This is a genomic window from Verrucosispora sp. NA02020, assembly GCF_013364215.1.
Taxonomy (GTDB): domain Bacteria; phylum Actinomycetota; class Actinomycetes; order Mycobacteriales; family Micromonosporaceae; genus Micromonospora.
Window position 1 is genome coordinate 6,710,558 of sequence record NZ_CP054923.1, and the last position, 13,261, is coordinate 6,723,818.

The window sequence follows — 13,261 nt, forward strand, 5'->3', positions numbered from 1 at the left end:
CCGACCGCGTCGGGCAGACTGTGGGGCGATCGGGAGGTGCGGTGTGAAGCTGTCTCAGGTGTTCGGTCGGCTCATCGGCGTACGGCCGCACCAGGTGGACCCGGGCGGCGGTGGCGCGACCCGGGTGCCGCGTCCCGTGCAGGCGGTCGTGGTCGGTGGCGGCATCGCCGGCATGTCGGCGGCGGTGGTGCTCGCCGAACGCGGTGTCGAGGTGACGGTGCTGGAGGCCGCGCCGACGCTCGGCGGCCGGCTCGGCGCCTGGCCCGACGCGCTCGCCGACGGCACCCCGCAGGTCGACGAACACGGCTTCCACGCCTTCTTCCGGCAGTACTACAACTGGCGCAACATCCTGCGTCGGGTCGATCCGACGCTGCGGTTCCTGCGCCCGATGCCCGGTTACCCGGTGCTCAGCGCGCAGTGGCCGACCGAGGAGTTCGGACGGTTGCCACCCGCCCCGCCGGCCAACCTGCTCACCCTGCTCGCCCGCAGCCCCAGCCTGCGGCTGCGTGACCTGCGCACGATGGACCGCGACGCCGCCCTGCCGCTGCTGACCTTCCACCCGGAGCGCACCTACGCCGAGTTCGACCACCGCACCGCCGACGAACTGCTCACCTCGCTGCGGCTGCCGGACCGCGCCCGGGCCATGCTCTTCGAGGTCTTCTCGCACTCGTTCTTCAACCACGAGGCGCAGATGTCGGCCGCCGAGATGATCGCGCAGTTCCACTTCTATCTGCTCGGCAACCCCGAGGGGCTGGCCTTCGACTGCCCGGACGAGGACTACGCCACCGCGATCTGGCAGCCGCTGACCCGGTACGTGGAGCGCCACGGCGGTCGCGTCCGCACCGGTGTCGCGGCGACCGCGCTGGACCGTGAGGGCACCGGCTGGCGGGTACGCACCACCGACGGCTCGTACCCGGCCCGGCACGTGGTGCTGGCCCTCGACCCGCCGGCCCTGGCCGACCTGGTCGCCGCCGCACCGGCACTGGCCGAGGAGGCACCGACGCTGGCGGCGGCGATGCCCGCGTACGGTCGGCCCGGCCCGCCGTACGCGGTGGCGAGGCACTGGTGCGACGGGGACGTGGCCCCGGGTCGGGCGACCTTCAACGGGGTGTCCCGGCAGGCCACCCTGGACTCGGTGACGCTGTACCACCGGTTGGAGGAGGAGCCGCGACGCTGGGCCGCGCAGACCGGCGGCTCGGTGATCGAGCTGCACGCGTACGCCTGCGATCCGGACGTGCCCGCCGACGAGGTGGCCGACCGGATGTGGGCCGAGCTGGGCGCGCTCTGGCCGGAGGCGCACCGGCTGCGGGTCCGCGAGCGGCGTGCCCGGGTCGAGGCCAAGGCCCCCGCCTTCACCCCCGGCAGTCATCCCGGCCGGCCCGGGGTACGCACCGAGGCCGCCGGGCTCTACCTGGCCGGCGACGGCATCCGCACCGACTTCCCCAGCGCGCTGATGGAACGGTCCGCGGCCACCGGCATCCTGGCCGCCAACCACATCCTGCGGGCCGAGGGGGGCGCGGCCGAGCCGATCCACTCGGTACGCCCCCGAGGTCTGCTCGCCCGTCCCTGAACCGTCGGGGCGAGCAGGTCAGCCGGTGGTCGGCGGGGTCCAGCCGAACCGGGCCGGACGCCGTTCGTGGAAGGCCGCGACGCCCTCCCGAGCCTCGCCGCTGTCCCGCGCCTGCCCGTGCCACCAGGCGACGCGGTCCGCGTCGGCCCGACCGTCCACGATCTCCTTGGCGGCGGCGACGCTGAGCTGTGAACGCTCGGCGATCGTCGCGGTGAGTGCGTCGACCCGGGCGGCCAGACCGTCGCCGGGCAGCACCTCGTCCACCAGGCCGGTCCGCAGCGCCCGGCCGGCGTCGACCAGCTCACCGGTGAAGAGCAGGTGTTTGGCCGTCGACGGGCCGACCAGCCGGGTCAGCCGTCGGGTGGCCGGCGCCGGATAGACCAGGCCGAGCCGCGCAGGCGGTACGCCGAACCGCGCGTCGTCGGCGGCCAGCCGCAGGTCACAGGCGACGGCGAGCAGGCAGCCGCCGCCGACGCAGGCACCCCGCACCGCGGCGACGGTCGGCTTGGCGACGTCGGCCAGCCGTTGCTCCGCCACGTCCACCACGTTGCCGTCACCGGGGTCCAGCACCTCGTCGAGGTCACCCAGATCGGCACCGGCGCAGAAGGCGCCGTCCGCGCCGGTGAGCACCAGGACGCGTACCGCCGGATCGGCCTCCAGGCCGTCGAGCAGCACCGGCAGCTGCCGCCACATCGCCGTCGTCATCGCGTTGCGGCGACCCGGGTTGCGGATCACCACCGTGGCCACCGGGCCGGTCACCTCGACCACGAGTTCCGCGTCCGCCACCGTCCACCCCCTCCTGCCGACGGCCTGAGGGTAACCCGCACCGCCGCCGGGTCCGCCGGCCGTCCGGTGACCCGAGGTGTACGCCTGGTAGCTGCCCGGCATTCACCGGCGGGCCGCCCACGCCTGACAGCGTCGTCCTGCGCGCACCTCCCACCCGGCCCGAGCGAGCAGGTGAGCATGGTTTCCACACCCCAGGTCAGCGTGGTCGTGCCGACCTTCGCCCGGCCCGCGTTGGTGACCCGCGCGGTCCGCAGCGTCCTCGCCCAGACCGTGACCGACATCGAGGTCATCGTGGTCGTCGACGGACCGGACGCCGCCACCGGCGCGGCCCTCGCCGAGATCGGCGACCCCCGGGTACGCGTGGTGGAGCTGCCCGGCCGGGGCGGCGCGCCGAACGCCCGCAACACCGGCGTACGCGAGGCCCGCGCGCCGTGGACGGCACTGCTCGACGATGACGACGAATGGCTGCCCACCAAGCTCGCCGTCCAGCTCGACCTGGCCCGACGCACCCGCGTGCCCAGCCCGGTCGTGGCCAGCCGTCTGATCAACAAGACGCCCCGGGCGGAGTTCGTGCTGCCCCGCCGCCTCCCCGAGCCGGGCGAGCCGATCAGCGAGTACCTGACCGTGCGCCGGGGCCTGTTCCACGGTGACGGCTTCATCCAGACCTCGACGATCATGGCACCGACCGAGTTGCTGCGCCGGGTCCCGTTCACCGTCGGCCTACGCCGGCAGCAGGAACTCGACTGGACCGTCCGCGCCACCGGCCACCCCGACGTCGCACTGGTCTTCGCCGCCGAACCGCTGGTGCTGTGGCACCAGGACGAGGACCGTCCCCGGATCAGCCTCAGCTCGCCGTGGGAGGCGCAACTCGCCTGGCTGCGCGGCATCCGGCCGCTGATCACCCCGCGCGCGTACGCGGCGATCACGATGAGCATCATCAGCTCGATGGCCGCGCCCACCCGCAGTCTCCGGGTCTTCCGCCTGCTGCTGGCCGAGGCACACCGGCACGGCGACCCGGGGCCGGTCGACTACCTCACGTTCGCGCAGATCTGGCTGATCCCACCGTCCCTGCGCCACCGGGTACGCGATCGCATCCTCGGCCGTCGACCCGTACGCCCCGTCCCTGCCCCGCCTCCCACCTCGGGCCCGGTGGCGGCGGAGCCCGGAGCCGATGTCCGGCGATAGGGTCGTGGTGGTCTGGCGGAGTTGCCTGCTGCCCGGGTCGGAGACGTTCGTCCGCCACCAGGCAGACGCGCTGCCCACCTGGCGCGCGGTCCACCTGGGTGCGGTCCGGGTCGACTCGCCGTTGAGCCGGGACACCGACGTCCTGCTCTGCCCGGACACCCCCCGTGGCCGCCGGGACTGGCTGCGGCTCCGGCTGACCGGCGAGCTGCCCCGCCTGCACCGGATGCTGGCCCGGCTCCGGCCCGACGTGGTCCACGCCCACTTCGGCGGAGACGGCTGGCTGGTCAGCCGCACCGCGACCCGGCTCGGCATCCCGCTGGTGATCACCCTGCACGGGCTGGACGTCACCCGACAGCCGTCCACCCCGGGTTGGCGGGGCACCCGCCACCGACGTCACCTCCGGACCGCCTTCGACCGGGCCGCGGTGATCCTGGCCGTCTCCGGCCCGATCCGCGACCGGGCGCTGGAGCTGGGCGCGGACCCGACCAAGGTACGTGTCCACCACACCGGCGTACCCGTACCGGCCGAGCCGCCCACCGGCCCCAAGAACTGGGACGTCGTCTTCGTCGGCCGCTTCGTCGAGAAGAAGGGCGTGGACGACCTCGTCGAGGCCGTGAGCCTGCTCGACGATCTGCGCCCCCGGGTACTGCTCATCGGCACCGGTCCACTGCACGCCCACGTACGCGCCCAGGCCGAACGGTCGGGAGTGGACGCCACCTTCGCCGGGGCACTGCCACCGGACGAGGTGATGCGACACATCGCCGGATCCCGGGTGCTCGCCGCCCCGTCCCGTACCGCCGCCGACGGCGACACCGAGGGGCTGCCCACCACGATCCTGGAGGCGGCGAGTCTGGGCGTACCGGTGGTGTCGACGCACCACAGTGGCATCCCCGAAGCGGTCACGCACGAGGTGAACGGCCTGCTCGGACCCGAGGCCGATCCACCCGCTCTCGCCGCCAACCTCCGTCGGCTCCTCACCGACACACGCCTACGCCACCGTCTCGGTGACCAGGCTCACCGTCACGCCGCCACCCGCTTCGACCTCCACCGCCAAACCCGCACCCTGGAATCCCTCTACGCCGCCCTCCGCTGACCTCGTCGCCCCGCCCCCGCCCCCCTCTTCCCTCGGCGATCATGGAGTGGTGGTAGGCGATACGCACCTTTGAGCCCTCTTTGCACTCACCACCACTCCATGATCGCCGGAATCCGGGCGGCGCGGGGCGGGTGGGGTGGGGTCAGGTGGGGTGGCGGAGGTGGTGGAGGGCGGTGCGGGCGGTACGACGGGCGGTGCGGGCACCGGCCAGCAGGATTCGGCCGGCACGGGCGGTCGGGGTGCCACTCACCAGCGAGACGATCCGCCGCAACCGGGTCAACTCGCGGTCCCGCTCGGTCAGCGTCCGCTCGTACCACTGCGCCAGGGCGCGGGCCTCGGCCACCTCCCGGGCCAGATCGTCCCGGTCGACGAGCAGTTCCCGCCACCCCCCTGCGACCGCCTGCGCACGGTCGTCGGCGAACGGCACCGGATCCCGCCCCGCCAGGGTGGCCAGAGTGGACGCCAGCTCACCGGCCGGCCAGAGGTACGCCAGCCCGGCATCGGTCATCCGGGACGCCAACCGGCGCAACACCACGTCCGACCCGACCTCCCGCGACTCCCCCTCCACCGGCCCGGTCGGGGACTCGGTGCGGCCCGTCGCCTCGGCGTACGCCCGCCGGACCACCTCGGTCGGCTCGGCCGCCGTCACGGCGTGCCAGGCACCGTGCGGTGGGACCACCACCTGGTCCGCCGGCACGTCCGCGAGCGGACCGGCCTGCCAGGCCGTCAACAGCGCACGCAGCGCGGGCACCTCCCGCCGCGCCGTCGCGGCAAGCACCAGATCCTCGGCGGTACGCCCCGACGGCACCACCGCCCCGTCGGCGTACCGCCATCCGCCAGCCGGACCACGGTGGACCTCTCGCCCCCGCCGGCCGCCCCAGCTCAGCACCGCCGTCGGCGGTCGACTCCCGACCGGATCGGCGCCCTCGTCCGAGTCGTCATGCCGTTCCGGAGTGGTGTTGGTGCCGGAGAGTCGCTCGGCCAGCACCACCCAGCCGGGGGCCAGCTCCGTGGCGCCCCCGTGCCGGAGCGCCACCACGGCCAACCGCGCCGGATCGGCGAGCGGCGGCACGGATCGGCCCAGTTCGGCGAGCGGGCCCAGGTCGGCGGGCGGAGGCACGGAAGGTCCCGGATCGGTCGCGCTCAGGGCTGCCTGGAGAAAGCCGGTCAGGTCGGTGTCGGCCAGCAGGTTGGTACCGAGCAGGGCGGTCGGCGTACGCGGGCCGGGGAACGTGGCCCAGGTGCCGACGGTCCACAGACCGGACGCGGCCAGCCGGTCCCGCAGCCGGGGCAGGCCGCCAGGGCGGGTGTGGTCGTACTCCTCCGGCGCGGTCCAGTCGGAGTCGGTGCGTTCCGGCGGCGGCCACGGCAGCCGGTGCAGCCCGAGGAGGTTCTCCGCTCCGAGCAGCAGTCGACCGGTGGGGCGCAGCATCGACACCAGCAGGTCGAACAGGTCCGTCCAGCTCAGATCCGACCCTTCGACCGAGGTGAGCCGACCCAGGCCGTCCAGGGCGACCAGGGTGTCGTACTGCGGCGAGGCGGGCAGCTTCTCGGGGCTGCCGCAGTACACCTGGACTTCCGGCCGATCGGCGTACCGGGTGGTCAGTGTCTCGGCGTCCGGCAGCCCGCGTACCAGGATCGTCAGGTCGGGCGACGGCACCGCGTCGAGCAGGTCGGGGTGGTGCGGGCCGACCACCAGGGTGCGTCCGCCGACGGCGGTCAGCAGCCCGGTCAACGTCGGACCGCCCACCGGGCCGGGGCCACGCGATCCGTCGAGGTCCGACCAGGCGAGCATCTCGCCGCCGAGCAGGCGCGGGCTTCCGGAGGTCATACCGGAGCCGGTACGACGGCAGGGTGCGGCCAGCGGAACAGGTGGCGCATCTCGGCGGGGGTGAGCAGGCGGTCGGCACCCAGCTCGGCGTCGGCCAGTTCGCGGGCGACGGTCACCTCGACCCGGGAGCCGTGCAGGTCGGCCCACTGGCGACGGATGCGTGGCTGGCCGCCCCAGACGGGAGTCTCCCCGGCCAGTTCCATCGGGTCGCCGTACACGGCGGGCTCGCAGCCGGCCAGGACGCCGTAGAGGATCGCGCTGCACAGCCGGTTGGAGGCGACCCGCCGGTGCCGGCGCAGTTCGGTGAGCTGCCGGCCGAGGAACTCCGGGTCGAGGTCGGTCCACCGGCCACCCCGGTAGCCGTGGCAGACGACCCGGAACCCGGCCCGCTCGTAGTACGTGCGGACCCGCTTCGACCGGTGCTCCTGCCAGTAGAGGCAGACCGTCACCGGGCCCGGCTCCACGGCCCGGATCTCGTCGACCAGCCGGCCGTGGTCGCCGAGGATCCGCTGTCCCTCCCAGCCGTGGAAGGGGTACCAGATGGTGCCCTCCCGCCGGGACGGCTCCTCGGGCGTCAGGGCGGCCAGGTACGCGAAGGGCGCGCCGACCACGTACGTCCGCCGGTGCCCGAGGGACCAGGCGCGTCGACGCGTCCGCTCGGACCAGAGGAACAACGGCACCCCGGGTACGAACTCGTGGTCGGGAGCCATCCCGTCGCCGATGTTCCAGCCGTGTTGCAGGTAACCGGGTACGCGGGGCGGCTCCCGGTCGTCGAGTCCGCAGTAGCGGGACAGCACGTGGGAGTGCCCGTAGTAGTGGTTCGCGTGGTGCACGGCGGTGGGTGTCCCTGGTGGTGGCGGGGGCGTTCAGGCGGACGGTAACCAGCCCGCCTGAACGCCCGGCCACGACGAGGTGTCGCCCGGTGTTCCGTGCGCGATACGGATGGAGCCCCCGGCCGGGATCGAACCGGCGACATCCCGCTTACAAGGCGGGTGCTCTGGCCAGCTGAGCTACAGGGGCGTTGTTTCCCGGTCAGCATAGCGACCGACGTCTGCTTTTCCCGCTCGGCAGGGGTCCCGAGCACGGGAAACGTCAACATCCCGACCCGCAGGCGTCGATTCGTGTCCGACCGTGCCCGAGTGACCGGAATGCGAATGCTCTCAGTCCCATGCATCGTCCCGAACCTTGGCATTGCGGCGAAAGCCGTTTACCGTGCAGTGACACGGACGACACCGGGGTTCGCCTCACGTCGTCCGTCGCGCCGGTACGGGTCTCCTGTGCCGGTCGCTCCTTCACTCGGATCGTCCGGCACGTTCCTGCCGGTGAAAGGAAGCGCACCCCCTCATGGCTACGGTCACGTACGCGAAGGCGTCCCGGATCTACCCGGGCACCGAACGCCCCGCGGTCAACCAGCTCGACCTCCAGATCGGCGACGGGGAGTTCCTCGTCCTGGTCGGCCCCTCCGGTTGTGGTAAGTCCACCAGCCTGCGCATGCTCGCCGGCCTGGAGGACGTCGACGACGGCGCGATCTACATCGACGACCGGGACGTCACGCACCTCCCCCCGAAGGCCCGCGACATCGCGATGGTCTTCCAGAACTACGCCCTGTACCCGCACATGACGGTGTACGAGAACATGGCGTTCGCGCTCAAGCTGCGCAAGACCTCCAAGGCCGAGATCGACCGTCGGGTCAAGGAGGCGGCGGCGCTGCTCCAGCTGGAGGAGTACCTCAGCCGTAAGCCCAAGGCGCTCTCCGGTGGTCAGCGCCAGCGGGTCGCGATGGGCCGGGCCATCGTCCGGGAGCCCCAGGTCTTCCTCATGGACGAGCCGCTGTCGAACCTCGACGCCAAGCTCCGGGTGCAGACCCGTACCCAGATCGCCTCGCTGCAGGCCAAGCTCGGCGTCACCACCGTCTACGTGACGCACGACCAGGTCGAGGCCATGACCATGGGTCACCGGGTGGCGGTCATGCTCGACGGTGTGCTCCAGCAGGTGGACACCCCGCGTGCGCTCTACGACACCCCGGCCAACGTCTTCGTCGCCGGCTTCATGGGCTCGCCCGCGATGAACATCAAGACTGTGCCGCTCACCGAGCAGGGCGCGGCGTTCGCCGAGCTGTTCGTCCCGCTGACCCGCGAGCAGGCCGAGGCGGCCCGCGCCGAGGGTGGCGACGGCAAGGTCACCGTGGGCTTCCGCCCGGAGGACTGCGACATCGTCAGCCCGACCGAGGGCGGCATGCCGGTCGTCGTCGAGCTGGTCGAGGACCTCGGTTCGGACGCCAACGTCTACGGGCACGCCGCCCTGGACGGCTCCTCCGAGCGCTTCGTGGTGCGGACCGACCGGCAGCACAGCCCGAACATGGGCGACACGATCTTCGTGAAGCCGCGTACCGGCCGCAGCCACGTCTTCCACGCCACCAACGGCAAGCGGATCTGACGTAGCAACCGCGAAGGGGCGGCCCGCCGATCGGCGGGCCGCCCCTTCCGCGTACTCCTCGTGGCTCGTGACGGGGTCAGAGCTCGACGGCGCGGCGACGCGCCACCTCGGCGAGCGTCACCGCGGCGGCGACGCTCGCGTTGAGCGACTCCACCTCGGAGATCATCGGGATGCTCACCGTCAGGTCACAGGTCTGCCCGACCAACCGGGACAGCCCGCGCCCCTCCGAGCCGACCACCACGACCAGCGGGCCGACGGCGGCCTCCAGGTCGTAGAGGTCCGTCTCACCGTCGGCGTCCAGGCCGACGACCAGGAAACCGGCGTCCTGGCACGCCTTCAGCGAACGGGTCAGGTTGGTGACCTGCGCCACCGGCACCCGGGCCGCCGCGCCGGCACTGGTCCGCCAGGCGGTCGCGGTGATCCCGGCAGCCCGCCGCTCGGGTACGAACACACCCTGCGCGCCGAACGCGGCGGCCGAGCGGATCACCGCGCCGAGGTTGCGCGGGTCGGTGACGCCGTCCAGCGCCACCAGCAGCGGCGCCGCCTGCTCCACCGCCGCCGCGACCAGGTCCTCGAACGGCTGGTACGCGAACGGCGGCACCTGGAGGCCGACGCCCTGGTGCAGCACGCCCCCGGTCATCCGGTCCAGCTCGGCGCGGCTGACCTCAAGGATCGCGATGCCCCGGTCGGCCGCCGTCCGGACGATCTCCTTCATCCGGTCGTCGACGTCGATGCCCTGCGCGGTGTAGAGCGCGGTGGCCGGCACCTGGGCGCGCAGCGCCTCCAGCACCGGGTTGCGCCCGACCAGCAGCTCCGGCGTGTCCTTCGCCGGGTTCGACTTGCGGCCCGGCGCGACCCGGGGGCCGCCACGCCCGGCGGGCTGCTTACCCCGGGCCGGTTTGGCCGCAGGGGTGCCCCGACCGCCGCCACGACCCCAGGTGGTGTCCTTGCTGCCGGGCTGGCCGATCTTGGGGGCGCGCCCCTCCTCGGCCGCCGCCCGACGCTCCTTCTCCTGCTTCCAGGCGGTGCGCTGGGGCAGCTTCTCGGTGCCCGAGTAACCCTTGTGCCAGGGACGTTCGTCGGCCGGCAGGGTCCGGCCACGCCCGGCGAGGGAGTCCCGGTTCTTGCCGCCGGAGCCCTTCGGGGCCCCCGCCTTCGACGTCATCCGCCGGCCACGGCGTTGCGAATTGCCGGCCATCAGTCATGTTCTCCAATTGTCCAACGCGGGCCCTGCGGGGTGTCCTCGACCACCACACCGGCTCGCTTGAGTTGATCCCGCAGCGCGTCGGCGGCGGCCCAGTCCTTGCGGACCCGGGCCTGTGCGCGCTGTTCGAGTGCCAGGGCGACCAGGGAGTCCACCACACCACGGAGGTCGCTCGCCCGGGCGCCGCCCGCCCACGCCGGGTCGAGCGGGTCGACGCCGAGGATATCCAGCATGGCCCGGACGTCGGCGAGCGTCGTGCGGACGGTCACATCGTCCGCGCACGCCAACGCGGAGTTGCCGTCGCGCAGCACGTCGTGCAGCACGGCCAGCGCGGCCGAGGTGTTGAGGTCGTCGTCCATCGCCGCCGCGAACGCCGCCGGCACCTCGCCGACCTGGCCGACCCCGACCCGTTCGACGGCCCGCTGGACGAAGCCCTCGATCCGCCGGTACGCGACCGCAGCCTCCCGCAACGCGTCCTCGGAGTAGTCGATCCGGGAGCGGTAGTGCGCGGCCACGTAGTAGTAGCGCAGCTCGACCGGGCGTACCCCGAGCGAGGCGACGTAGGCGAGGTCGAGGGTGTTGCCCAGCGACTTGCCCATCTTGGTCCCGCCGATGCCGAGCAGGCCGTGGTGCACCCAGTACCGGGCGAACGGCAGGTCGGCGGCCTGCGACTGGGCCAGCTCGTTCTCGTGGTGCGGGAAGATCAGGTCCAGCCCGCCGCCGTGGATGTCGAACTCGGCGCCGAGGTAGCGCCAGCACATCGCCGAGCACTCGATGTGCCAGCCGGGACGTCCCCGTCCCCACGGCGACGACCAGTAGGCGTCGGTCGGCTCGTCCGGTTTCGCACCCTTCCAGAGTGCGAAGTCACGCGGGTCCCGCTTGCCGCGTTCCGGGCCCTCGCAGGCGGAGAGCATGTCGTCCGGCGACTGGTTGGACAACGCGCCGTACGCCGACCAGGACCGCACGTCGAAGTAGACGTCCCCGGAGTCGTCGGTGGCCGGGTACGCGTGCCCCCGGTCGATCAACTCCGCGATGAGCTGGTGCATCTCCGGGATGTGCCCGGTGGCGCGCGGTTCGTAGGTCGGCGGCAGCACGTTCAACGCCCGGTACGCCTCGCCGAGCTTCAACTCGTTGGCGTACGCGATCGACCAGAACGGCTGCGCCTGCTCCTGCGCCTTGACCAGGATCTTGTCGTCGATGTCGGTCAGGTTGCGGACGAAGGTGACCTCGAAACCGGCGGCCAGCAGCCAACGCCGTAACACGTCGTAGTTGACGCCGGAACGGAGATGGCCGATGTGCGGCGGTGCCTGGAGGGTGAGACCACACAGGTAGACCCCCACCTTGCCGGCTTCCCGCGGGACGAAGTCCCGCACCGATCGGGTGGCGGTGTCATACAGGCGTAGCGTCACCGTACAAGGGTAGCCGTCCGTCGTTTTCCGGGTCCGCCGGAGCCGGGTCGTACGCTGCTGCTCGTGGACTCCGCAGCGACACCCGACATCGATCCGCCGTCACCCGCCGTACCCGGTGGCGAGACGTCGCAGACGTTGGACCGGGGTCTGCGGCTGCTGCACCTGGTCGCGGAGGCGTCGGGCGGGCTGACGGTCACCGAGGCGGCGACCCGGCTGGGCATCGGTCGGGCGGCCGTCTACCGTCTGGTCGGCCCGCTGGCCGGGCACGGGATGCTGCGCCGGGACGCCGCAGGTCGACTCCGCCTCGGTGCCGGCGTGCTGCACCTGGCCCGGCGGGCCCAACCGCTGCTCGCCGAGGGGGCGCTGCCCGCGCTGCGTCGCCTGGCCGAGCAGGCCGGGGCCACCGCCCACCTGACCGTGGTGGAGGGCGGCGAGGGGGTGGCGCTGGCGGTGGTCGAGCCGAGTTGGACGTCGTTCCACGTCGCGTACCGGACCGGGGCCCGGCACCCGCTGGAGCGGGGTGCCGCCGGGCAGGCCATCCTCGCCGGGCGGACCGGCGCCGTCGGCCCGGTGAGCACCGCCGGTGAGCTGCAACCCGGCGCGTACGGGGTGGCCGCGCCGGTGCTCGGGGTGCCCGGTCTGGAGGCGAGCGTGGGGGTCGTCGCGCTGGCTCCACTGGATGCCGAGGCGGTCGGTGCGCAGGTGCTCGCCGCCGCCACCGCGATCGCCACCGCGCTGAGCTGACCGCATACCACATCACGCGCACTCGGTGAGCGTTGTCCGCAGGCGGTGGTCCCGGTCGTCGTCGCGGTTGTCCACAGGGGTCGCCCGGTCGGTGAGCCGGACCGCAGGCTGCTGTCATGCCAGTTCGCACACAGCCACCGGACGCCCTGGCGTGGCAGGTCTTCCGCGGGTCGGACGTCGTCCGCCGAGGTCTGCTCACCGCCCACCAACTCCGCAACTCCGCCTGGGTCCGACTGCGGCACGACGTCTACGCCGACGCGCGGCTCGACCGCGACCACACCCTGGCCTGCCGCGCAGCGGCCCTGCAACTGCCCGCCGGGGCGGCCGTCGCCGGGCCCTCCGCGGCCTACCTGCACGGCATCGGGCACGCCGCCGACTTCGACCAGGCCGTCCACGTCCTGGTGCCACCCCGGGCCGGGCTGCGCAGTCAGCGTGGGCTCCAGGTGCACACCGAGCCCCCGCAGTCGCTGGCCGGGTTGACGATCAAGGGCGTCCCCCCGCACACCGACACCGCCCGCGCCGCCTGGGAGAGCGCGGTGTGGTTGGAGCCGAGCCGCTCGGTCGGCATCGTGGACGCGCTGCTGGGCCGGGGGCTGACCACCCGGGCGGCGTTGGACGAGGTGGCGGCCGTGAACGACGACCGTCCCGGCGGACGCCGGGCGCGCTGGGTGTTCGATCTGGCCGACCCGGCCGCGCAGTCCCCCGACGAGTCGCGGCTGCGGGTCGGGCTGGTGTTGGCCGGTCTGCCCCGCCCGGTCGCCCACCATCCGGTGCCCCTGCCCGGCGGCGTGGTGCTGCGGCCCGGCCTGGCCTGGCCGGAGCAGCGCGTGGCGGTGGAGTTCGACGGTCAGCGGCTCTATCCACTGGTCGGTGCGGGCTGGCTGGTGCGACATGTGACCGGCCGGCGCCTGCACCAGGACCTCCCCGGGGTCGCTCGCGAGATCGGCAGCGCGCTTCTCGACGGTGACCGCCGGTGACGGAGCAGAACGGGGGACGGCCCGGC

The 13,261-nt window shown here is 73.3% G+C and carries 11 protein-coding genes and 1 tRNA gene; 6 read left to right on the forward strand and 6 right to left on the reverse strand.

Translation table 11 applies throughout. The annotated features are described in order from the left end of the window. Positions 1-43 precede the first annotated feature (43 nt). The gene (locus tag HUT12_RS30005) at positions 44-1,570 is read left to right on the forward strand and encodes an FAD-dependent oxidoreductase (protein WP_176095380.1); all 1,527 of its coding nucleotides are present in this window, start codon (positions 44-46) and stop codon (positions 1,568-1,570) included. A gap of 18 nt (positions 1,571-1,588) precedes the next feature. Here the strand turns inward: HUT12_RS30005 and HUT12_RS30010 are convergent, their stop codons facing one another. Further along, complete coding sequence (locus HUT12_RS30010; protein WP_254876995.1) at positions 1,589-2,356, reverse strand: enoyl-CoA hydratase/isomerase family protein; 768 nt, start codon at positions 2,354-2,356, stop codon at positions 1,589-1,591. Positions 2,357-2,533: 177 nt separating this feature from the next. Here HUT12_RS30010 and HUT12_RS30015 point away from each other — a divergent pair, with 177 nt between their 5' ends. After that, a complete protein-coding gene (locus HUT12_RS30015; protein WP_176095382.1) occupies positions 2,534-3,541 on the forward strand; it encodes a glycosyltransferase family 2 protein in 1,008 nt (335 codons plus the stop codon). After that, positions 3,528-4,634 (forward strand): glycosyltransferase, encoded by a 1,107-nt coding sequence (locus HUT12_RS30020; protein ID WP_176095383.1) that lies wholly within the window; start codon positions 3,528-3,530, stop codon positions 4,632-4,634. Before HUT12_RS30015 ends, HUT12_RS30020 begins: the two co-directional genes overlap by 14 nt. Before the next feature lie 142 nt (positions 4,635-4,776). On the opposite strand, the gene HUT12_RS30025 is transcribed toward HUT12_RS30020, so the two are convergent. The 3 genes from HUT12_RS30025 to HUT12_RS30035 form a co-directional block, all read right to left on the reverse strand. Next, the gene (locus tag HUT12_RS30025; protein ID WP_176095384.1) at positions 4,777-6,465 is read right to left on the reverse strand and encodes a hypothetical protein; all 1,689 of its coding nucleotides are present in this window, start codon (positions 6,463-6,465) and stop codon (positions 4,777-4,779) included. Further along, positions 6,462-7,298: a hypothetical protein gene (locus HUT12_RS30030; protein ID WP_131051628.1), complete on the reverse strand. Its 837-nt coding sequence runs from the start codon at positions 7,296-7,298 to the stop codon at positions 6,462-6,464. The genes HUT12_RS30025 and HUT12_RS30030 overlap by 4 nt, the downstream gene beginning before the upstream one ends. Before the next feature lie 110 nt (positions 7,299-7,408). After that, positions 7,409-7,485, reverse strand: a tRNA-Thr gene (locus HUT12_RS30035). Between the two features lie 324 nt (positions 7,486-7,809). Between HUT12_RS30035 and HUT12_RS30040 the strand changes: the two genes are divergently transcribed. Further along, complete coding sequence (locus HUT12_RS30040) at positions 7,810-8,901, forward strand: ABC transporter ATP-binding protein (protein ID WP_131051629.1); 1,092 nt, start codon at positions 7,810-7,812, stop codon at positions 8,899-8,901. A gap of 76 nt (positions 8,902-8,977) precedes the next feature. Here HUT12_RS30040 and rlmB read toward each other — a convergent pair whose 3' ends face one another. Beyond that, positions 8,978-10,099: a 23S rRNA (guanosine(2251)-2'-O)-methyltransferase RlmB gene (gene rlmB / locus HUT12_RS30045; RefSeq protein ID WP_131051630.1), complete on the reverse strand. Its 1,122-nt coding sequence runs from the start codon at positions 10,097-10,099 to the stop codon at positions 8,978-8,980. After that, positions 10,099-11,514 (reverse strand): cysteine--tRNA ligase, encoded by a 1,416-nt coding sequence (gene cysS, locus HUT12_RS30050; RefSeq protein WP_176095385.1) that lies wholly within the window; start codon positions 11,512-11,514, stop codon positions 10,099-10,101. The genes rlmB and cysS overlap by 1 nt, the downstream gene beginning before the upstream one ends. Positions 11,515-11,577: 63 nt before the next feature. On the opposite strand from cysS, the gene HUT12_RS30055 reads away from it, so the two are divergent. Together HUT12_RS30055 and HUT12_RS30060 are read left to right on the forward strand one after the other, a co-directional pair. After that, entirely contained in the window at positions 11,578-12,258 is a 681-nt protein-coding gene (locus HUT12_RS30055) for an IclR family transcriptional regulator (RefSeq protein WP_236145580.1), read from the forward strand. Positions 12,259-12,374: 116 nt separating this feature from the next. Further along, positions 12,375-13,235, forward strand: a complete 861-nt coding sequence (locus tag HUT12_RS30060; RefSeq protein WP_131051632.1) for a hypothetical protein — start codon at positions 12,375-12,377, stop codon at positions 13,233-13,235. Positions 13,236-13,261 lie beyond the last annotated feature (26 nt).